Genomic DNA, 20,282 nt, shown 5'->3' with positions numbered 1-20,282 from the left:
GCGCCGCCGCGCTCAAGGCAAAACCGACCGCGAAATCAAACGCTGCCTCAAGCGCTACATCGCCCGAGACCTCTACCGACGCCTCGAAAACCCACCACAGCCACTTGACGCGGCATAGGAGCGTCCCGCCCGACCGCGACCACGGCGAGGATCCAGCAGAACCGGGTGTCGTAGTAGTCACCGGAGAACATGCTGGCGAGCAGGATGTAGACGGCACCGACGGCGCATCCGATCTGCTCCAGCGGCGCGGCGGACCACGGACGCCCGTCCCACCACCAGCGGAAGGCCGCGAAGACAACCAGGCCCAGGGCAAGAACGCCCGTCTCGGCGGCGAGGCCGGCGAGGTAGTTGTGCGGGTAGCCGATGCCGCTGGTCGCGTAGAAGCTGTCCATGCCGGCCCCGGCGAGTGGGTGTTCGAGGAACATTTGCCAGGCCACCGAAAGCAGTTCCGGCCGTACCGAGAAGCCGCCCTGCTGGATGCCCGCCGTGGAGTACCGGGACTCGGCGACGGAGACGAAGGCGTCGCCGACCACGCTCCAGACCAACCAACTGGCGAGACCACCGATCACCAGGGTGCCGACCAGGATGGAGGCCCGCCGTCGGGCGAAGAAGACGAGAAAAACCGTCGCCGCGCCGATCAGGGCGACCAGACCACCCCGGGACCCGGAGAGCACCGCAGCGGTGCCCAGCAGCGGCACCGGCAGCAGAAACCACCATCGCCGGGACACCGCGGCGAGCGTGACAGCGGCGATCATGCCCAGCGACACCACGCGCACGAAGACGTTCGGCCCACCACCGAACGCGGAGAGTCGCCCTCCGACCTGCGGGCCAGCGTGCAGGGCACCCACCGCGTAGGCGAGGCCCGCGACGAGCATCAGGACCAGCAGCACCCGCGCGGCACGCCGAGGATCCCCGGCAGTGAACGCGGTGGCCAGGAGCACGACGACCCACAGGAGGCCCAGGTCCCATACGGCCTGGTCGACGCGGGCCCCGAACGGCGCCCAGAGAGCGGCCAGCAGTTGCACGGCGATCAACGCGGTGAAGGCCCCGAAGAACGGCGGCCACGGCCGGGCGGCGCCGCGCGCCCACAGGTTGGCCTGCCACAGGATTGCCGCGCCCAGCAGCACCACGCAGGCCGGCTTGCGGAGATCGTCGAAGCCGATCATGGGCAGGCCGGCTCGGTCGGGTGAGATGCGGCCAGCGAGTGCCACCACGAACAGCGCGGTCACCAAGGTCACCGACACCCCTGGCCGGGCCGTCCGGACGGGCACCGGCGGCTCCCACCGATTGATCCCGGCGATCAGGTCGGAGCGCTGCTGATAGCTGAGTGACATGAGCCGTCGCCTCCTTCGGGTTATCGGGGGTAGCGCTGGCGGGCCGGCAGGGCCGGCAGCACCGCGATCGGAGGCCGTTGTGGGGAGGTGGTGAGGGTGGAAACGGCGAGGACGGCCCCGACGCCGTACGCGACAGCCGAGCCGACGGCCGCGCCGAGCGCCCCCCACTCCGGAATGAGCAGGACGTACGCGGCCAACGCGACCACCATGGCGGGGATGTCCGCCACCAGCGCGCTTCGCGCCCGGCCGGTAGCCACGCCGAGGCCGACGGCGACCCGGCTCACGCTGTAGAAGAGGGTGCCTGCCGCCAGCGGGGCAAGCAGCGCGACCGAACCCCGGTACTCGTCGCCGAACACGGGCGGCACCAGCAGACTTCCGGCGCCCAACAGCGCCACCCCGGCGGCGAGGCCGTAGGCGGTGGCGGCGAGCATCGGGCGCGCGCGCCGCAATGTTCCGGTGAGGTGCTGGCGGTGCCAGCGGGCTGCCTGGGCATCCACGTACGACTGCACCGGCCACACCGCGAATTCCGCCACGGTGGCGACCACGATGTAGAGGCCGAGCTGTTCGTACGAGCCGAGCCAGGGTAGGAGCAGCCGGTCGGCACGGAGCATGACCATGCCCGCCAGCCCGGCGGGGAGTAGGCGCAGGCCGAGCCGGCGGGCCTGCCGGAGGTGACCGCTGTCCGGCGACGCCCCTGCGGGTTGGCGGCGCAGCAACGCCCACGCGATCACCGGCGTGAGGCTCAGCGCGGCACCGTAGGCCAGCAGCCACAGGCCGGGGGACTCGACGTCGAGCACGGCCAACCCGGCGACCGCCACGACCAGGACGAGCTGCCCGGTGATCGCGCCGGCGACGAAGGGACCGGCGACGCCGGAAGCGGCGGCCGCCGTGCGGACCGCCCCACCGGCCACCATGGCGAGCGCGGCGACCAGGAAGGCCACCACGGTAAGCCCGGCGCCGCTCGACGTGCCGGCACCGATCGTGAAGACGAGCGGGATGCTCGCCAGCAGGAAGATCGCCCCCGACGGGAGGACCAGGCGGATGGCGTCGCCGGTCGCGGCGAGCGCGCCGCGCTGCGGCGGGATCATCACGGGATAGGCGCGGTCCGTGCCCGCCATGGCGAGCATGTTGGTCAGGTATCCGACCTGCAGCAGCAGGGCGACGTTTCCGCGCCCGGCCGGGCCCAGGGTGCGGGCGGCCAGCACGTTGATGAGCAGGCTCGCGGCTGCCGCCACGAGTTGGGCTGCCAGGAGGTGTCCCGTCGTCCGCAGTGATGAGCGGCGGCGGGGGTGGCGTCCCGTCCGTTGATCCGCCGCCGACGTGGCCGGCAGGACATCCGTTCCCCGTTCGAGTGGTCGAGCGGCCTCTCCGGCTGCCGTCACGTTCAGCCTCCACTCGTCGCGGTGCACGCCCCGCCCACCTTCGGGAAGGTCAACGACGCAGACGGTCGCCGGTGTTGCCGGGACAAGCGAGGGTGGTCGTTGCCGCATCTCCCCTGGGGCGTGCGCGGTGCGGAGGTGCGCCGCCGGGTCAGAAGCCGAGTTCGCAGGGGCCGAGCACGGTGAGCCCGGCCCTGCCCGCCAACCATTCGGCGCGCTCCGGCTCGTCGGGCCCGACGTGCACGAAGACGGTGTGCCCGTCGGCCGGCTCGATGGCCCAGATGTCGGCGGCGTTGAGCACCAGCTGGACGTACGCGTGCTTGTACTGCCACCCCAGGTCGTGACAGCACACCGCAGGCCAGCCGTGGTGCCACCACTCCAGGCGGGCCTGGTCCGGCCCGACGGTCTCCGCCAGTCGCCCCTCCACCAGGCCCAGACCGTGCACCGTCACCTCGACGTCGACGAGCGGGTCGGCCGGGTCCTGCGGACCGGTCTCCGCCTCCCGCGCGCGGTCCACGAACATCCGGTCGTCGCCGGAGGCCCCGCGCCAGTGGCCGTACGCGTCGAGGTAGCGGGGCAGCCCCGAGTTGCGCCCGGTCCGCGCCCAGAGCTGCACCTCGGTGTCGCGCAGGTCGGCCACGGTGAGCAGGTGTCCGACGGCGTGCAGCGCCCGGTCGACGTCCGGCGTGCGCAGGATCGGGTACGCCCGCGAGTTGCTCATCAGTAGCGCACCGAGATGCGCCGTGCGACCGCGTCGATGCGGATCTCCCCGCCGTACGGGACGATCAGCTGCGGGTCGGTGTGCCCGAGGTCGACGTCGAAGACCAGAACGGCGTCCGGGGCGTACTCGGCGAACGCCCGGGTGACCGCCGCCCGCTGCGCCTCGGCGTACTCCCGGCGCTGGTCGAGGGTGTGCGGACGGTGGAACTCCCACGCCTTGGCCCGGCCGATCAGCGCCGCCGGGAAGGTCCCGAGCAGACCACGCTCTCCCAGGTTGCGCAGGATGCGGTAGACCTCGGTGGCCGAGGGCAGCTCCTCGGAGGTCTCCGTCACGAAGACCGACCCGGCGAGCTGGTCGACCGGCGCGACCCGGTCGGCGGCGAGCAGCCAGTTGAGCACCTCCAGGTTGCCGCCCCAGGTGCGCCCCTCGACGACCCGCTGCGGGCCCGCCCAGCTCCACCCGGCGCCGGGGAACATCACCGGCTCGTCGGCCAGCGTGGCCGGGTCGCGCCAGTCGTTCGGCTGGTCGCCCCATTCCGTCGCCGGGGTCAGGTCGTACCAGCCGGAGGTGAACAGGGCGGCGCGCAGCGAGTCGAAGGTGAGCGGGTGCGGCTTTCCGGGCCGGCCGAGGTGCACCAGCACCGACCCACCGTGGTAGGCCACGATGCCCAGCCGGTGGAGGTGGTTGAGGACGTTGGTGTTGTCGGAGTAGCCGAAGTACGGCTTCGGGTTGGCCCGCAGCACCGCGTCGTCCAGGTGCGGGGTCACCGTGATCAGGTCCTCCCCGCCGACGGTGGCGAGCACGGCGGTGATCGTCGGGTCGGCGAATGCGGCGGTCAGGTCCCGCGCCCGGTCGCGCGGGTCGGCGCCCATCACCCGGGTGGTCGGGTACTCGACCGGTTCCAGGCCGAACTCCTCGCGCAGCCGGCGCAGCCCCAGCTCGTACACGTGGGGGAAGAGACCCGGCAGGCCGGCGGAGGGTGAGACGACCGCGACCCGGTCGCCCGGCCGCGGCTTGGGGGGATAGGTGGGTGACGTCATGCCCGGACGCTACCGGCCCGCACCAACCGCTTTTCTGGTCGTCCGGCCGACCCCGCGCCCGGGCACCTGGAGGTGACGAAACCGCACAGGACGGGCACAACGGACCCCTAGGCTGGCGGCGTGGACCAGGACCTGGCCGACCGGCTGCCGCGCACGGCCGCGCCGCTGCTCGGCACCGGCCTGGTGATCCTGCCGCTGGTGGTGCTCGGCGTCGCCGGTCTGCTCACCGCCGCCCAGGTCAGGGGGCGCCGCCCCGCCACGCCGGGCCGCCCCGCGACCGCGGCCGGTCCGGACTGAGGGATGGGACGAATGCAGGGCCCCCTCCTTACATCCGGGCCGACGCGGATACGATCCAGGGGATCGGACAGCGCTGTCCTTCGTACTCACGTAAGGAGCGCACCGTGACCGACCAGCACGACCACGACGGCCCCGACGCCGCGCTGCGGGCCGACATCCGCCGCCTCGGCACCCTGCTCGGGCAGACCCTCGCCCGCCAGGAGGGCCGGCCGCTGCTGGATCTGGTCGAGGAGATCCGCGCCCAGGTCCGCTCCGACGCCCCGGCGGCCGCCCAGCGGCTCGGCAGCCTCGACGTGACCACCGGCACCAAGTTGGCCCGCGCCTTCTCCACCTACTTCCACCTGGCCAACATCACCGAGCAGGTGCACCGGGCCCGGGACCTGCGTCGCCGGCGGGCGATCCAGGGCGGCTGGCTGGACCAGGCGGCCAAGATGATCGCCGAGCGCGGGGTGCCGGCGGAGGAGATCGCCGCGGCGGCCCGCCGGCTGGCGGTCCGGCCCGTCTTCACCGCGCACCCGACCGAGGCGGCCCGCCGGTCCATCCTGTCGAAGCTGCGGGCCATCGCCGACGAGCTGGACACCGAGACCGCGAACGCGATCCTCTACGGCGCCAGCGACGAGGGGCCGGCCAACCGCCGCCTCGCCGAACTGCTCGACCTGATGTGGCAGACCGACGAGCTGCGGCTCGACCGACCCGACCCGACCGACGAGGCCCGCAACGCCATCTACTACCTGCGCGACCTCTACGCCGAGGCCGCCCCGCAGGTGCTCGACGACCTCGCCGACACGCTGCGCACCCTCGGCGTGGAGACCTCCCCGACGGCCCGGCCGCTGACCTTCGGCACCTGGATCGGCGGTGACCGGGACGGCAACCCGTTCGTCACCCCGACGGTGACCCGCGACGTGCTCACCATCCAGCACGAGCACGGCATCGCGGCCACCGAGAAGGCGATGGACCACCTGATCAACGAGGTCTCGGTCTCCCGCCGGTTGCGCGGGGTGTCGCTGGACCTCTCCGCCAGCCTCGCCACCGACCTGGACGCGCTGCCCGAGGTGGCCCCCCGGTTCCGCCGCGTCAACGCCGAGGAGCCCTACCGGCTCAAGGCCCGCTGCGTGAAGGCCAAGCTGGCCAACACCCGGCAGCGGCTGCGGCAGGGCACCGCGCACGTGCCCGGCCGGGACTACCGCGGCTCGGCCGAGCTGATCGCCGACCTGGAGCTGCTGCGCGCCTCGCTGGCCCGCAACTCCGGGCAGCTCACCGCCGTGGGCCGGCTCGCCTCCACCATCCGTACGGTCTCCGCGTTCGGGCTGCACCTGGCGACGATGGACGTGCGGGAGCACGCCGAGGCGCACCACACGGTGCTGGCCCAGCTCTACGGGGCCGTGGGCGAGGTCTCCGACTACCCGTCGCTGACCCGGCTGGAGCGGACCAAGCTCCTCGCCGACGAGCTGACCGGCCGCCGGCCGCTCTCCACGCTGGACACCCCGCTCACCGAGGCGGCGCGTAAGACCTTCGACGTCTTCGGCACCATCCGGGAGGCGCAGGACCGCTTCGGCGCCGAGGTCATCGAGTCGTACATCGTCTCGATGACCCTCGGGGTGGACGACGTGCTCGCCGCGGTGGTGCTGGCCCGCGAGGCCGGCCTGGTCGACGTGCACAGCGGCCGGGCGCGGATCGGCTTCGTGCCGCTGCTGGAGACCCCGGCCGAGCTGAACTCCGGCGGCGACCTCCTCGACGAGCTGCTCTCGCTGCCGGCGTACCGGGCGCTGGTCGCGGCCCGCGGTGACGTGCAGGAGGTGATGCTGGGCTACTCCGACTCCAACAAGGAGGCCGGCATCACCACCAGCCAGTGGTCCATCCACCGGGCCCAGCGCGCGCTGCGCGACGTGGCCGCCCGGCACGGCGTGCACCTGCGGCTCTTCCACGGCCGGGGCGGCACGGTGGGGCGCGGCGGCGGGCCCACGCACGAGGCGATCCTGGCCCAGCCGTACGGCACCCTCGACGGCGCGATCAAGGTCACCGAGCAGGGCGAGGTCATCTCCGACAAGTACACCCTGCCGTCGCTGGCCCGGGAGAACCTGGAACTCACCCTGGCAGCGGTGCTCCAGGCGACCCTGCTGCACACCGGGCCACGGCAACCCGCCGAGATGCTGGAACGCTGGGACGCCACGATGGACGTGGTCTCCTCGTCGGCCTTCCGCTCGTACCGGTCGCTGGTCGAGGACCCGGACCTGCCCGCGTACTTCTGGGCGTCGACCCCGACCGAGCTGCTCGGCGCGCTGAACATCGGCTCCCGCCCGGCGAAACGCCCGAACACCGGGGCCGGGCTCGCCGGGCTGCGGGCCATCCCGTGGGTGTTCGGCTGGACCCAGACCCGGCAGATCGTGCCCGGCTGGTTCGGGGTGGGTTCCGGGCTGGCCGCCGCGCGGGAGGCCGGCCTGGAGGACGTACTGGCCGAGATGAACCGCAACTGGCACTTCTTCCGCACGTTCCTGTCGAACGTCGAGATGATGCTGACCAAGACCGACCTGAGCATCGCCCGCCGGTACGTCGAGACGCTGGTGCCGAAGAAGCTGCACCCGATCTTCCACAAGATCGAGGAGGAGTACGAGTTGACCAAGCAGGAGGTGCTGGCGGTGAGCGCCTCGCCCGCCCTGCTGGAGAACTCCCCGGTGCTCCAGCGCACCCTGGCCGTGCGCGACACCTACCTGGAGCCGCTGCACCACCTCCAGGTGGCCCTGCTGCGCCAGTACCGGGAGTCCGGCGCGGCGGGCCGGGCGGTGGCGACCGCACCCGGTGGTCGGCGGGCGCCGAGCGACGGCACCGCGCTGGAACGCGCCCTGCTCACCACGGTCAACGGCATCGCCGCCGGCATGCGCAACACCGGCTGAACCGCCGCCGGCCGGCTCTCACGCGCCGACCCGATCGACTCCGTGTCACGGACATCGGGGTGTCCCCGACCTGGGACACCCCGATGTCACGGAAAACCGACGGATCTCAGAAGTCGCCGCCACCGCCGAAGTCCCCACCACCGAAGTCACCGCCGCCGAAGTCGCCACCGGCGGCGCCCGGGTCGGCAGCGCCGACGTCACCGCCCTCGACGCCCTCGCCGCTTTGGTCGCCGTAGCCGGCGCCGTCCCCGAAGCCCTCCTGGTAGCCGGCGTCGTAGCCGTAGCCCGGGTCGGCGAAGGCGGGTGAGAAGAGCGCGTCGGCGATCAGCAGGCCGCCGACCACCCCGGCTCCCGCGCCCAACGCGGTCTTCCACCAGGGCGTGGAGTACCACCCGGCCGGCACCGGCCGACCCTGGTAGCGGCCGCCCGGGTAGTAGTAGGGGGTGTCCTGCCCGGGCTGGGGGCCGGCCTTGAAGGTCTGCCCCTGCACGTCGACCTGACGCTCCCGGGTGAGCTGTCCGGCGCCCTGCGCGGCGGCCAGCGGGGGCAGCTCCGGGCCGGGGTCGATGCCGAGCGCCGTGCGGGCCGCCCGGATGTAGGCCAGCCCCTCCAGCGCGGTCTCCCGGGCCAGCCGGTACTGCTCGACGCTGCGGGCCTGCTCCAGCTGGCCGCCGGCGGCGTTGTACCGCTCCCCGGCGTCGACCAGCGCCTGGCGCACCGCCGGATCGTCGCCGTGCAGGTTCATCACCTGGCCGCCGAGCCGCTCGTACCAGCGCTGGGCGTCGGCCCGCGCGTCGGCGAGGGTGCGGGCCTGCCGGGCGGCGGAGTCCCGGCGCCACCAGACCAGGCCGCCGATCAGCAGGACGACGAGGACGGCCACGAGCAGAAGTTCCATGCCGCTGGAGGTACCCACGACGGTCACGTCGTACGCCCGCCGACGCCCCGGTGCCCGGGAGCCGGCCGGACCGCCGCTCTCCCGGGCGGGCGGATCAGCTGCGATCGGGCCACCACGAGGCTCACCGCCCGCAGGGAGCCGGGCGCGAAACGCCCACCCGGGTGCGAACCGCCGAGCGTACAGCCGATCAGATCGGCCTCCCTGACCCGGATGTCCTGGTGATGACACCCTCCGGCCCGGCACCGGCCCTCGTCGGCGGAGTCGTACCCGTCTGGCAAGCTCCGGGGGGTGGACTTCTCGACGCTGGCCGTGGTGGTCGTCTGCCTCGTCGCCGGCGCCGCGGTGGGCTGGTACGCCGCCCGGTCCCGGTCGGCGACCGAGATCGCCCGGCTGGACGCGACGCTGCGCGCCACCCGGGAGGGCGAGGGCCGGCTGGAGCAGTCCATGCGGGCGCTCAGCTACGAGGCGACCGCCCAGTCGCAGGAGGCGGTCGCCCGCGCGGTGGCCCCGCTGCATGACACGCTGCGCCGCTACGAGCAGCGGGTCAACGAGCTGGAGCGCGACCGGGTCGACTCGTACGCGGAGCTGCGGGAGCAGGTCCGCGCGATGAGCACGGTCTCCGGCGAGCTGCGCACCGAGACCAAGCAGCTGGTGGCGGCGCTGCGGGCGCCCCAGGTGCGGGGCCGCTGGGGTGAGCACCAGCTGCGCCGGATCGTCGAGGCCGCCGGGATGCTGGAGCACTGCGACTTCAGCGAGCAGGTCACCGCCGCCACCGACCACCAGGGGGTCCGCCCCGACCTGGTGGTCCGGCTGCACGGCGGGCGCACGGTGGTGGTGGACGCCAAGGCCCCCTTCGACGCCTACCTGACCGCGATGGAGGCCCGCGACGAGCGCGGCCGGGACACCCACCTCGACGCGCACGCGAGGCACCTGCGCGCGCACGTCGACGCGCTGGCCGCGAAGTCCTACTGGGCGGCGTTCGACAACACGCCGGAGTTCGTGGTGCTCTTCGTGCCGGCCGACCCGTTCCTGGACGTCGCGTTGCAGCGCGACCCGACGCTGCTGGAGCACGCGTTCGCCCGCGACGTCGTGCTGGCGACGCCGGCCACCCTGGTCGCGCTGCTGCGCACCGTCGCCTACTCGTGGCGGCAGGAGGCGCTGGCCCGCAACGCGGTGGCGGTGCACACGCTGGCGCGCGAGCTCTACGGGCGACTGTCCACGCTGGGGGATCACGTCGGCAAGCTGGGGGCGTCGCTCGGCGGGGCGGTCACCGCGTACAACCGGGCCGTCGGTTCGCTGGAGGCGCGGGTGCTGGTCAGCGCCCGCAAGCTCGCCGAACTGGGCGTCTCCGACCAGGAGCTGGCCGCACCGGCGCAGATCGAGCTGGCACCCCGTCAGCCGCAGGCTCCGGAGCTGCTGCTCGACACGATGGACGGTGAGCTGCCCTCCGTTCGGTCGACACTGGACTGACGGCCGGCTCCTAGCACCCCCGATGTGACAGTGCGTGGCCATGCATGTCACAGGATGGTCACAAGCAACTCGCGAGTAGTGACACCGGCCATCGACACCGCGAAGGATTTCGCTCACGCGTGCCCTGCATCTGAAAGGGCCCTGTTCTCTGGAGGAAAGAGAACGTGAGCAAACCCCGAAACCTGAGCCGGCGTACCAGCGCCGCGCTCTTCGCCTCGGTCATGGCGGCCAGCGCCGTGACGATGGCGGGCGGTGCGGCCACCGCAAGCGCCGCTCCCGCCACACCGGACGCCCCGCAGGCCACCGCCGCCGAGACGCTGGGCTCGCACGACGCCAAGCTGCTCGCCGAGGCGGAGGCGAAGAAGGCCCCGACCGTCACGCTGATCGTCGCCACCGACAAGGGCGAGGCCAAGGACGTCGCCGACGACCTGAAGGCGCTGGGTGCCGCCGTCACCGAGCGGTACGACAGCATCGGTTACGTCCTGGCCAAGGTCCCCACCTCGAAGGTGCTGAAGGCGGCCACGCTGCCCGGCGTCTCCGCTGTGGACCTGGACGAGACGATCCAGCTGCCCGACCCGCAGCCCGACGTGGCCCCGGCCCCGACCGGACGGGAGGCGGCGACGCAGGCTGCGGCCCTTCCCGGCCCGGGCGCCGACACTGCGGCCGCCAACCCCTACATGCCGACGAACGAGACCGGCGCGGTCCAGTTCATGCAGGACCACCCGGAGTGGGACGGTCGTGGCGTCACGATCGGCATCATGGACTCCGGCGTCGACCTGGGTCACCCGGCGCTCCAGCAGACCACCACCGGTGAGCGCAAGATCGTCGACTGGGTCACCGCAACTGACCCGTTCGAGGACGCGACCTGGCGCGCGATGATCACCGAGGTCACCGGCCCGTCGTTCAGCGCGGCCGGCGCGACCTGGACGGCCCCGGCCGGCACCTACCGGTTCAACCGGTTCAGCGAGTCGATCACGGCCAACAGCGACCCGGCCGGTGACGTCAACCGCGACGGGGACAAGACCGACGCGTTCGGCATCCTCTACGACCCGGCCACCCACAACATCTGGGTCGACGTCAACCAGAACAACAACTTCACCGACGACGCCCTGATGCGGCCGTACAAGGAGAGGTTCGACGTCGGCTACTTCGGCACCGACAACCCGGCGACCGCCGTCGCCGAGCGGATGCCGTTCGTGGTCGAGTACCGCGAGGACGTGGACACCGCCCCGGTCGGCGGCCCCGGCCTGGTCGACTACGTCAACATCGGCATTGTCGAGAGCACCCACGGCACCCACGTCGCCGGCATCACCGCCGCCAACGACATGCTCGGCAACGGCGCCTTCGACGGTGCCGCGCCCGGCGCCAAGCTGGTCTCCGCCCGGGCCTGCTCGTGGGGTGGCGGCTGCACCTACGCCGCCCTCACCACTGGCATGGCCGACCTGGTGATCAACCGCAAGGTCGACGTGATCAACATGTCGATCGGTGGCCTGCCGGCGCTGAACGACGGCAACAACGCCCGCGCCGAGCTCTACAACAACCTGATCTCCACCTACGGCGTGCAGATGTTCATCTCGGCCGGCAACTCCGGCCCCGGCCTGAACACCATCGGCGACCCGTCGGTGGCGGCCAACGTGGTCAGCGTCGCGGCGAGCATCAGCAAGGACACCTGGCTGGCCAACTACGGCTCGGTGGTGCGGAAGACGAACGCCCTGTTCAACTTCTCCTCGCGCGGCCCGCGTGAGGACGGCGGCGTCAAGCCGAGCATCGCGGCGCCCGGCTCCGCCATCTCCACCGCGCCGACCTGGCAGCTCGGCAACCCGGTCCCCGAGGCCGGCTACCCGCTGCCCCCGGGCTACGCGATGCTGAACGGCACCTCGATGGCCTCCCCGCAGGCCGCCGGCGCCGCCGCGCTGCTGCTCTCGGCCGCCAAGGCGACCGACAAGGGCGTCACCCCGGCCGCGCTGCGCCGGGCGGTCTACTCGTCGGCCAAGCCGATCAAGGGCGTCCCGACGTACGCCCAGGGCTACGGCATGTTCAACGTGCCCGGCGCGTGGAACCTGCTGCGCACGGGCGTGGAGACCCGCTCCTACACCTCCGACGCCCCGGTCTGCACCGTGCTCTCCGGGCAGCTCGGCACCCCGAACCGGGGGACCGGCGTCTACAACCGCTGCGGCTCCGCCGACGGCGGGCACCGCATCGGCCAGTCGAAGACCTACCCGGTCAAGATCACCCGTACCAGCGGGCCGGCCGGCACCGTGGGGCACGTCATCGGGCTGCGGGGCAACGACGGCACCTTCACGGCGCCGACGACCGTCTGGCTGCCGCTGAACAGGACCGTCACCGTCAACGTCACCGCCAGGCCCGCCAACGCCGGCGCGCACGGCGCGATCATGACGATCGACGACCCGGCCACCTCGGTGGTCGACTTCGAGGTCTCCACCGTGGTGGTGGCCTCGAACGACGTGAAGAAACCGGACTACTCCTTCTCGGCCGAGGGCTCGGTCGACCGGAACAGCTTCACGTCGTACTTCGTGACGGTTCCGGCGGGCGCGGGCGCGCTGCAGGTGAACCTCTCCGGCATCGCCACCGGTTCGCAGACGCGGTTCATCGCCTTCAACCCGTACGGCGTCCCGGTGGAGAGCACCTCCAGCCTGGCCTGCTACACCAACTTCTCCGACGCCAACGCCTGCAAGCCGCAGGAGCGCGACTACCAGAACCCGATCGCCGGGGTCTGGGAGATCGAGGTGGAGTCCCGGCGGACCTCGCCGTCGCTGAACAACCCGTTCCAGCTCACGGCGCGGGTGCAGGGTGTCGCGGTCGAGCCGGCCGTGGTCGAGCTGCCGTCGGTCACCGCCGGTGCGGCCACCCCGGTGACCTGGTCGCTGACCAACACCTTCGGCCCGGTCGCGGTGAGCGGCCAGGGTGGCCCGCTCTCCAGTGTGCACTCCGAGCGGCCGACCATCGCCGAGGGCGCCTCGCAGGAGTTCACCGTCGAGGTGCCGGCCGGGGCGACCCGCTTCACCGCTCGGATCGGCAACCCGGCCAACGCCGCCGCCGACCTCGACCTGTACGTCTTCCGCGGCGCCACCGCGGTCGGGCAGCAGGCCGACGGCGACTCGGAGGAGGCGGTGACCATCGCCAACCCGGTGGCGGGCACCTACCGGGTGGTCGTCGAGGGCTACGCGGTCGACGGGGCCGGTGGCAGCACCGCCTACGACTACCGTGACTCGTTCTCGGCTGCGGCGCTGGGCACCCTCGCGGCCCCGGCCACCCCGCTCACCCTGGCCAACGGCGCCACCGCCACCCTCACCGGTACGGTGACCGCCCAGGCGACCCCGGCCGCCGGCCGGGAGCTCTTCGGTGAGCTGGCCGTGGTGACCACCGAGGGCGCGGTCGTCGGCCGCGGCGCCGTCTCCATCGGCACCGTGAACTGACGCGACCCCTACCACCGCAGGAGCCCGTCCCCGGTCGCCGGGGGCGGGCTCCTGTGCTGTGGCCGACGCCGCGCCCGTGTAACACGGCGGCGGCGACCCCGCATCCCGGGCGGGGGCAGCCGGTCGGGACGGCGCGGTCATTCACCCCTTCGGATGTACGGCAGCCGGTCGTCCGGGCCGAGGCGATCCGCCGGCTCGCGGCCGGGCGGCTGTGCGGGGTGGACGATCGGCGCCACGACCTGCCCGTTTTTACTTGCCATGGGGCAACTGGTCGCGGCACCGTTACCAGGGCGGCCGTCTCGCGTAACGCCGGTGTCACACCTGTCGCTTGTGGGGGTGACGGCGGTTCCCGTCGGTCGACACGCCCCGTCACATCCCCGCCCTGCTCCCCTCAGGGCTCTTCGCTCTCCCTTCGGAGGAAGAGACGTGAGCAAACCCCCCATCCGGCGCGGCCGCGCATCGGCCGCGCTCCTGACGTCGGCGGTGACCGTCGGCGCGCTATCGCTGGCGTTCGTCGGCGCCCCTGCCAGCGCCGAGCCGTCCACCACCGTGCTCAAGAGCAGCGCCAGTGGCTGGAGCCCCACCGACCAGGATCGGCTCGCCGACGCCAGGGCGACGGGCCGCAAGTCGGTCACCGTGCTGGTCGGGGCCCGGGACGGCCAGGCCGCCACGGTCGCCGACGGCCTCGCCGGACTCGGCGCCACCATCCTCTTCCGCGACGACGACCTGGGCTACCTGCGCGCCGAGGTCGCCACCGAGCGGGCGGACCGCATCGCCCGACTGAGCGGCGTTCAGACGGCGGAGATCGACGCGGCGGTGCCGCTGCCCGATCCGCGTCCGGACGCGGCAGAGCCGGTGGCGGCCCAGCCGGCGCCCGGCGCCGGCACCCCCGCGAACAACCCGTACCTGCCGATCGGCGACATGGGCGCGGCCCAGTTCATGGCCGCGAACCCGACGCTCGACGGACGCGGCGTCACCGTCGGCATCCTCGACACCGGCGTCGACCTCGGACACCCGGCGTTGCAGAAGACGACGACCGGCGAGCGCAAGATCGTCGACTGGGTCACCGCGACCCACGCGACCAGCGACAACGACCCCACCTGGGTCAGCATGGCGACGAACGTCTCCGGCCCGAGCTTCACCGTGGACGGCCGGACCTGGACGGCGCCGGCCGCCGGCTCCTACCGCTTCGGTGTCTTCAATGAGCGCGACGCCAACCTCGGCGGCGAGGTCGGCAACGACGTCAACCGGGACGGCAACCCGCAGGGCAGCAGTGGCCTGTTCGGCGTGCTGTGGGACGGCGCCAGCGCCGTCTGGGTCGACGCCGACCAGGACGGCTCCTTCGCCGACCAGTCCGCGATGACTGACTACAAGGTGCGCAACGACGTTGGCACCTTCGGCACGGACAACCCGGCGACCGCCATCGCCGAGTCCATGCCCTTCGTCGTCCAGGTCGACGGCAAGGGCAAGTTCGTCAACATCGGCATCGTCTCCGGCGCCCACGGCTCGCACGTCGCGGGCATCACCGCCGGCAACGGCCTCTTCGGCGGCGCGATGACCGGCGCCGCCCCGGGTGCCAAGGTGGTCTCCGTCCGGGTCTGCCTCTTCGTGGCCGGCTGCACCGCCAGCGCCCTCATCGAGGGCATGATCTACGCCGCCAAGCAGGCGGACGTCGACGTCATCAACATGTCGATCGGCGGGCTGCCGTCGCTCAACGACGGCAACAACACGCGTGCGCTGCTCTACAACCGGCTCGTCGACCAGTACGACGTGCAGATGTTCTTCTCGGCCGGCAACAGCGGGCCGGGCACCAACACCGTCGGCGACCCGTCGGTGGCCGAGAAGGTGATGAGCGTCGGCTCGTACGTCACCGACGCCACCTGGCGGTCCAACTACGGCTCCAGCTCGCCGTACGCCGACAACCTGCACTACTACAGCTCGCGCGGTCCGCGTGAGGACGGCGGCTTCAAGCCCAACGTCATCGCGCCGGGCTCGGCCATCTCGACCGTTCCCACCTGGCAGCCGGGCGGGCCGGTCCCCGGCACGTACGCGCTGCCGCCGGGCTACGCGATGTTCAACGGCACCTCGATGGCCGCGCCGCAGGCGGCGGGCGCCGGAGCAATCCTCGTCGGCGCCGCCAAGGCGCAGGGCTTCCAGAGCAAGCCGGCCCAGATCCGGCAGGCCATGATGTCCTCCGCCCGGTTCATCGACAACGTCGGCACGTACGAGCAGGGCGCCGGTCTCCTCGACGTGAAGGCGGCGTACGACCTGCTGCGCCGCAACATCAAGACGGTCGACATCACCTCCTCGGTGCCGGTGAACACCGTGCTGTCCGGGTTCCTCGCGAAGCCCGGCGTCGGTACCGGCATCTACGACCGCGAGGGCGTCACCGTCGGTCGGGAGTACACCCGCACGTACACGTTCACCCGCACCACCGGCGGATCGAAGACGATCACGTACGACGTGTCCTGGGTCGGCAACGACGGCACGTTCGCGACCGCGTCGTCGATCGCGCTGCCGCTGAACAAGGCCGTCAGCCTCACCGTCAGGGTGAACCCGTCGGCCCCGGGCGCCCACTCGGCGATCCTGCGGCTGGACGACCCGGCCACCACCGGCATCGACCACCAGACGATGAACACGGTGATCGCGCCGTACGCCTTCCAGCCGGCCGCGAACCACCAGGTGACGATCACCGGCAAGGTCGGGCGCAACCAGTCGCTGCACTACTACTTCCAGGTGCCGGCCGGCACGCCCGCGCTCAAGGTGGACTTCACCGGCCCGTCGGACGTCGCGGGCACCGGCCAGGCGCGGTTCCTGCGCTACCACCCGTACGGCGTGGGGATCGACAGCAACGCGTCGACCTCCTGCTACGTCCCGGCGGCGGGCGCCTGCGCCACCGGCTCACCGACCAGCCGCACGACCTCGAACCCGCTGGCCGGCGTCTGGGAGGTCACCGTGGACGCTCGGCGCACCTCGGACGCGGAGTGGACACCGTTCACGCTGACGGCCTCGGTCCTGGGCGCGACGGTCACGCCCAACCCGGACGTGATCGCCTCGGCCTCGGCCGGCGTGCCCGTCGCCCGGTCGTACGAGCTGACCAGCACGCTCGGCTCGTTCACCGGCCGGGCGGTCGGTGGCGGCTCGCTGGGCAGCGCCCGGCAGGGGCCGTTCACCGTCGGCGCCGGTGAGACCAAGGAGTACGACCTGACGGTGACGCCGGACTCGACCCAGCTGCGGGCGACCATCAGCGGCACGTCCGACCCGGGGGCCGACCTCGACCTGTACGTGCTGAACTGCACGTCCGGGACGTGCGTGGCGGCCGGGCAGAGCGCCGACGGCGACTCCGAGGAGTCGGTGACCGTCGCCAACCCGGCGGCGGGCGCCTGGAAGGTGCGCGTCGTGGGCTACGCGGTGCCCGCGGGCTCGACGAGCTTCAACTACATCGACGTCTTCACCAACCCGGCCTTCGGGTCGGTGTCGGTGACCGACGCCAACGCGCCGCGCCCCAGCGGCGTGACGTGGTCGGTGCCGGGCTCGGTGACCGCGAAGGTCGCGCCGGCGGGCGGGCGGGTGCTCTACGGCACCGTCCAGGTGCGTACCGACTCGAACATCCTGATCGGCAGCGGTGACGTCGTCGTGGAGAGCGTCAGCTGAGCCGTTCCGCCGCAAGGTGAGAGGCCCGTCCCCGGCTGGGGGCGGGCCTCTCGTCCGTCCGCTGGATTCCCGCGGGTCAGGCGCGCCGGGCCGCCTCCACGAGGAACGGGGTGCCCTGTTGGCAGGTGGTGAGCATGTCAGGCTGGACGCGGCCGGTGACGGTCACCTTCGCGCCCGGGCTCAGCACGTCGCGCGGACCGCCGATGAGCAGGTAGCCGTCGAGCAGCAGGCAGTTCGGCTCCACGCCGGGGGTGACCGTCCCGGTGAGCGTCGTGCCGCCCACCGGCGGCGGCTTGGTGGGCCCGCCGGGCCGCTTCGTCGGCGGAGGCTGGACCGGAGCGGTCGGATCGACCGGATCACCGGTGGCCGGTGGCATCCCGGGGGTGGTGGGGTCCGGGCTGGGCGGGCTGGTCACCGGCTGCGCTCCCGTCGGGGTGGGGGTGGGGGTGCCGTCGCCACCGTCCTGACCGCCGCAGGCGCTCAGCGCCACGCAGACGGCCAGCGCGGAGACGACGAGCCGAAAGGTCCTCATACCCGTATCCGACGCAGCGGGGCCGGACGTCGTTCCCGCCGGCACCGCTCAGCCCCGGGCCGCCGCCGCCTTCATGTCCCGCTTGAGCTCCTGCGGCAGCGAGAAGGTCAGCCGCTCGTTGGCGGTCACCACCTCGTCCACGTCGGTGAAGCCGCGCTCGGCGAGGTACGCCAGCACCTCCTGGACCAGCTCGTCGGGGACGCTCGCGCCGGAGGTCAGCCCGACCGTCCGGGCCCCGACCAGCCATGCGTCGTCGATCTCGTGCGCGAAGTCGACCAGGTGGCCGGCGCGCGCGCCGGCGTCCAGGGCGACCTCGACGAGGCGGACGGAGTTGGAGGAGTTGCGCGAGCCGACGACCAGCACCACGTCGCACTCGGGGGCGATCTCCTTGACCACGTGCTGGCGGTTGGAGGTGGCGTAGCAGATGTCGTCGCTGGGCGGCGACTGGAGCATCGGCAGCCGCTTCTTGAGCCGGGCCACCGTCTCCAGCGTCTCGTCGACCGACAGGGTGGTCTGGGAGAGCCAGACGACCTTCTCCGGGTCGCGGACGGTGATCTTGTCGGCGTCGTCCGGGCCGTCCACGAGCTGGATGTGCTCGGGGGCCTCACCGGCGGTGCCGATGACCTCCTCGTGGCCTTCGTGGCCGATGAGCAGGATGTCGTAGTCCTCCGCGGCGAACCGCTTCGCCTCCTGGTGCACCTTGGTGACCAGCGGGCAGGTCGCGTCGATCGCCTTCAGCGAGCGCTCCCGGGCCTGCTCGTAGACCTCGGGGGCCACGCCGTGCGCGGAGAAGATGACGGTGGCGCCCTCGGGCACCTCCTCGTTCTCCTCCACGAAGATCGCGCCCTCGGCCTCGAGGGTCTGCACGACGTGCTTGTTGTGCACGATCTGCTTGCGCACGTAGATCGGGGCGCCGTAGAGCTTCAGCGCCTCCTCCACGGTCTGCACCGCCCGGTCCACGCCCGCGCAGTAGCCGCGGGGCTTCGCCAGGAGCACGCGCTTGCCGGTCCGGGGGGTCGCCTCAGCGTGAGTCACCCGCCCATCGTACGTGCCGCTCCGGACGGCGACATCGGCTGCGACCGTCACCACAGCGCCGGGCACCCCGAGGCCTGACCCCGGTCCGTCGCGGGTGATCAAGAGGTTCGCGTCCGGTTTCCGCCCCGCCGGGGACGCAAACTTCTTGATCACCGCGACCGACCGTAGGGTGGGCGGGTGAGTGACGCCCCGCGCAGCAGTTCCGAGGAGCCGTGGCCGGTCCGGGTGGTGAGCCAGAAGGTCGGCGCGTGGATCGCGCGGCTGGGCTGGGTGTGGGTGGACGGGCAGGTGGCGCAGATCAGCCGCCGGCCGGGCGCCAGCACCGTCTTCCTCACCCTGCGTGACCCCTCGGCCGACCTGAGCCTCACCGTCACCACCAACCGCGACGTGCTGGACGCCGGCGCGCCCGAGCTGCGCGAGGGCGCCCGGGTGGTGCTGCACGCCAAGCCCGAGTTCTACGCCGCGCGGGGCACGCTCAGCCTGCGCGCCGACGAGATCCGCCAGGTCGGCCTGGGCGAGCTGCTGGCCCGGCTGGAGAAGCTGAAGAAGCTGCTGGCCGCCGAGGGGCTCTTCGACCGGGCGCGCAAGCGCCGGCTGCCGTTCCTGCCCGGCCGGATCGGGCTGATCACCGGCCGCGCCTCGGCCGCCGAACGCGACGTGCTGACCAACGCCCGTCGGCGCTGGCCGGCCGTGGAGTTCCGCACGGTCAACGTGGCCGTCCAGGGCCCGGGCGCGGTCCCGCAGATCGTCGACGCGTTGAAGGTGCTGGACGCCGACCCGACCATCGACGTGATCATCCTGGCCCGGGGCGGGGGGAGCCTCGAGGATCTGCTTGCCTTCTCCGACGAGGCCCTCTGCCGGGCCGTCTTCGCCTGCCGTACCCCCGTGGTCAGCGCGATCGGCCACGAGACGGACGCGCCGCTGGTCGACTACGTCGCGGACCTGCGGGCCTCGACGCCGACCGACGCGGCCAAGCGGGTGGTCCCGGACCTCACCGAGGAGGTACGCCTCATCCGCCAGGCCCGGCACCGCCTGGAGCGCGCGGTGCGCAACCTGGTCGACCGGGAGTCCCACCGGCTCGACGGGCTGCGCTCCCGGCCGGTGCTGGCCCGCCCGCAGGTGATGGTCGACCAGCGGGCCACCGAGCTGGCCGCGTTGCGCCGGCGCGCCGACCGCTGCCTGGACCACCGGCTCGCCGCCGCCGACGACGACCTGCGGCACACCCTGGCCCGGCTGCGCGCCCTCTCCCCCGCCGCCACCCTCGACCGGGGGTACGCGATCGTCCAGCGCGCCGACGGCCACGTGGTCCGCGCCGCCGCCGAGGTCGGCAAGGGCGATCCGCTGCGGGTACGCCTCGCCGACGGCGAGCTGGCCGCGACCGTCGACGGCTGAGGACTGTGGTGGGATGGACGCGATGACTGACGAGAAGAACGACGAGCGGCTCAGCTACGAGCAGGCCCGTGCCGAGCTGGCCTCGGTGGTCGAGCGGCTGGAGACCGGCGGCACGTCGCTGGAGGAGTCGCTGGCGCTCTGGGAGCGCGGCGAGGCGTTGGCGGTGATCTGCCAGCGCTGGCTGGACGGCGCCCGGGCCCGCATC

14 protein-coding genes are annotated in these 20,282 nt (G+C 72.7%); 7 read left to right on the top strand and 7 right to left on the bottom strand.

From position 1 onward, the window contains the following. Positions 1-47 precede the first annotated feature (47 nt). The 4 genes from NCC78_RS11915 to NCC78_RS11900 all read right to left on the bottom strand — a co-directional run bounded on the left by NCC78_RS11915 (position 48) and on the right by NCC78_RS11900 (position 4,474). Entirely contained in the window at positions 48-1,334 is a 1,287-nt protein-coding gene (locus NCC78_RS11915) for an O-antigen ligase family protein (RefSeq protein ID WP_250794370.1), read from the bottom strand. 20 nt (positions 1,335-1,354) lie between these two features. Next, complete coding sequence (locus tag NCC78_RS11910) at positions 1,355-2,569, bottom strand: lipopolysaccharide biosynthesis protein (RefSeq protein WP_250794368.1); 1,215 nt, start codon at positions 2,567-2,569, stop codon at positions 1,355-1,357. 295 nt (positions 2,570-2,864) lie between these two features. Then, on the bottom strand, positions 2,865-3,434 hold the full coding sequence (locus NCC78_RS11905) for a hypothetical protein (protein ID WP_250794366.1): 570 nt from the start codon (positions 3,432-3,434) through the stop codon (positions 2,865-2,867). Beyond that, positions 3,434-4,474 carry a S66 family peptidase gene (locus NCC78_RS11900; protein ID WP_250794364.1) on the bottom strand — a complete coding sequence of 347 codons (1,041 nt, stop codon included), beginning with the start codon at positions 4,472-4,474 and terminating at the stop codon, positions 3,434-3,436. The genes NCC78_RS11905 and NCC78_RS11900 overlap by 1 nt, the downstream gene beginning before the upstream one ends. Positions 4,475-4,594: 120 nt before the next feature. Between NCC78_RS11900 and NCC78_RS11895 the strand changes: the two genes are divergently transcribed. Continuing rightward, positions 4,595-4,771: a hypothetical protein gene (locus NCC78_RS11895; protein ID WP_250794361.1), complete on the top strand. Its 177-nt coding sequence runs from the start codon at positions 4,595-4,597 to the stop codon at positions 4,769-4,771. A 104-nt stretch (positions 4,772-4,875) separates the two neighbouring features. Beyond that, on the top strand, positions 4,876-7,662 hold the full coding sequence (gene ppc / locus NCC78_RS11890) for a phosphoenolpyruvate carboxylase (protein ID WP_250794359.1): 2,787 nt from the start codon (positions 4,876-4,878) through the stop codon (positions 7,660-7,662). A 106-nt stretch (positions 7,663-7,768) separates the two neighbouring features. On the opposite strand, the gene NCC78_RS11885 is transcribed toward ppc, so the two are convergent. Further along, positions 7,769-8,557: a hypothetical protein gene (locus NCC78_RS11885; RefSeq protein WP_250794357.1), complete on the bottom strand. Its 789-nt coding sequence runs from the start codon at positions 8,555-8,557 to the stop codon at positions 7,769-7,771. A 288-nt stretch (positions 8,558-8,845) separates the two neighbouring features. Between NCC78_RS11885 and NCC78_RS11880 the strand changes: the two genes are divergently transcribed. The 3 genes from NCC78_RS11880 (at position 8,846) to NCC78_RS11870 (ending at position 17,118) form a co-directional block, all read left to right on the top strand. Continuing rightward, positions 8,846-10,027, top strand: coding sequence for a DNA recombination protein RmuC (locus tag NCC78_RS11880; protein ID WP_250794356.1), 1,182 nt, complete (start codon positions 8,846-8,848; stop codon positions 10,025-10,027). Between the two features lie 164 nt (positions 10,028-10,191). Further along, on the top strand, positions 10,192-13,464 hold the full coding sequence (locus NCC78_RS11875) for a S8 family serine peptidase (RefSeq protein ID WP_250794355.1): 3,273 nt from the start codon (positions 10,192-10,194) through the stop codon (positions 13,462-13,464). Positions 13,465-13,890: 426 nt separating this feature from the next. Next, positions 13,891-17,118 (top strand): S8 family serine peptidase, encoded by a 3,228-nt coding sequence (locus NCC78_RS11870; RefSeq protein WP_250794353.1) that lies wholly within the window; start codon positions 13,891-13,893, stop codon positions 17,116-17,118. Positions 17,119-17,194: 76 nt separating this feature from the next. Here NCC78_RS11870 and NCC78_RS11865 read toward each other — a convergent pair whose 3' ends face one another. After that, entirely contained in the window at positions 17,195-17,650 is a 456-nt protein-coding gene (locus NCC78_RS11865) for an alanine and proline-rich secreted protein Apa (RefSeq protein ID WP_250794351.1), read from the bottom strand. 48 nt (positions 17,651-17,698) lie between these two features. After that, positions 17,699-18,685, bottom strand: coding sequence for a 4-hydroxy-3-methylbut-2-enyl diphosphate reductase (locus NCC78_RS11860; RefSeq protein WP_250794349.1), 987 nt, complete (start codon positions 18,683-18,685; stop codon positions 17,699-17,701). Positions 18,686-18,862: 177 nt separating this feature from the next. Between NCC78_RS11860 and xseA the strand changes: the two genes are divergently transcribed. Beyond that, a complete protein-coding gene (xseA, locus tag NCC78_RS11855) occupies positions 18,863-20,077 on the top strand; it encodes an exodeoxyribonuclease VII large subunit (RefSeq protein WP_250794347.1) in 1,215 nt (404 codons plus the stop codon). 22 nt (positions 20,078-20,099) lie between these two features. Next, the coding region (locus NCC78_RS11850; RefSeq protein ID WP_250794345.1) for an exodeoxyribonuclease VII small subunit at positions 20,100-20,282 on the top strand (183 nt) is incomplete at its 3' end.

It is taken from the genome of Micromonospora phytophila (assembly GCF_023656545.1).
GTDB lineage: Bacteria > Actinomycetota > Actinomycetes > Mycobacteriales > Micromonosporaceae > Micromonospora > Micromonospora phytophila.
The sequence above is the reverse complement of the archived record's forward strand: the minus strand, read 5'-3'. Positions and strand labels throughout refer to the sequence as shown.

Coding starts and splice junctions, on each gene's coding strand:
- NCC78_RS11865 (WP_250794351.1), bottom strand. CDS start 17,650: ATGAGGACCTTTCGGCTCGTCGTCTCCGCGCTGGCCGTCTGCGTGGCG.
- NCC78_RS11915 (WP_250794370.1), bottom strand. CDS start 1,334: ATGTCACTCAGCTATCAGCAGCGCTCCGACCTGATCGCCGGGATCAAT.
- NCC78_RS11900 (WP_250794364.1), bottom strand. CDS start 4,474: ATGACGTCACCCACCTATCCCCCCAAGCCGCGGCCGGGCGACCGGGTC.
- NCC78_RS11885 (WP_250794357.1), bottom strand. CDS start 8,557: ATGGAACTTCTGCTCGTGGCCGTCCTCGTCGTCCTGCTGATCGGCGGC.
- NCC78_RS11905 (WP_250794366.1), bottom strand. CDS start 3,434: ATGAGCAACTCGCGGGCGTACCCGATCCTGCGCACGCCGGACGTCGAC.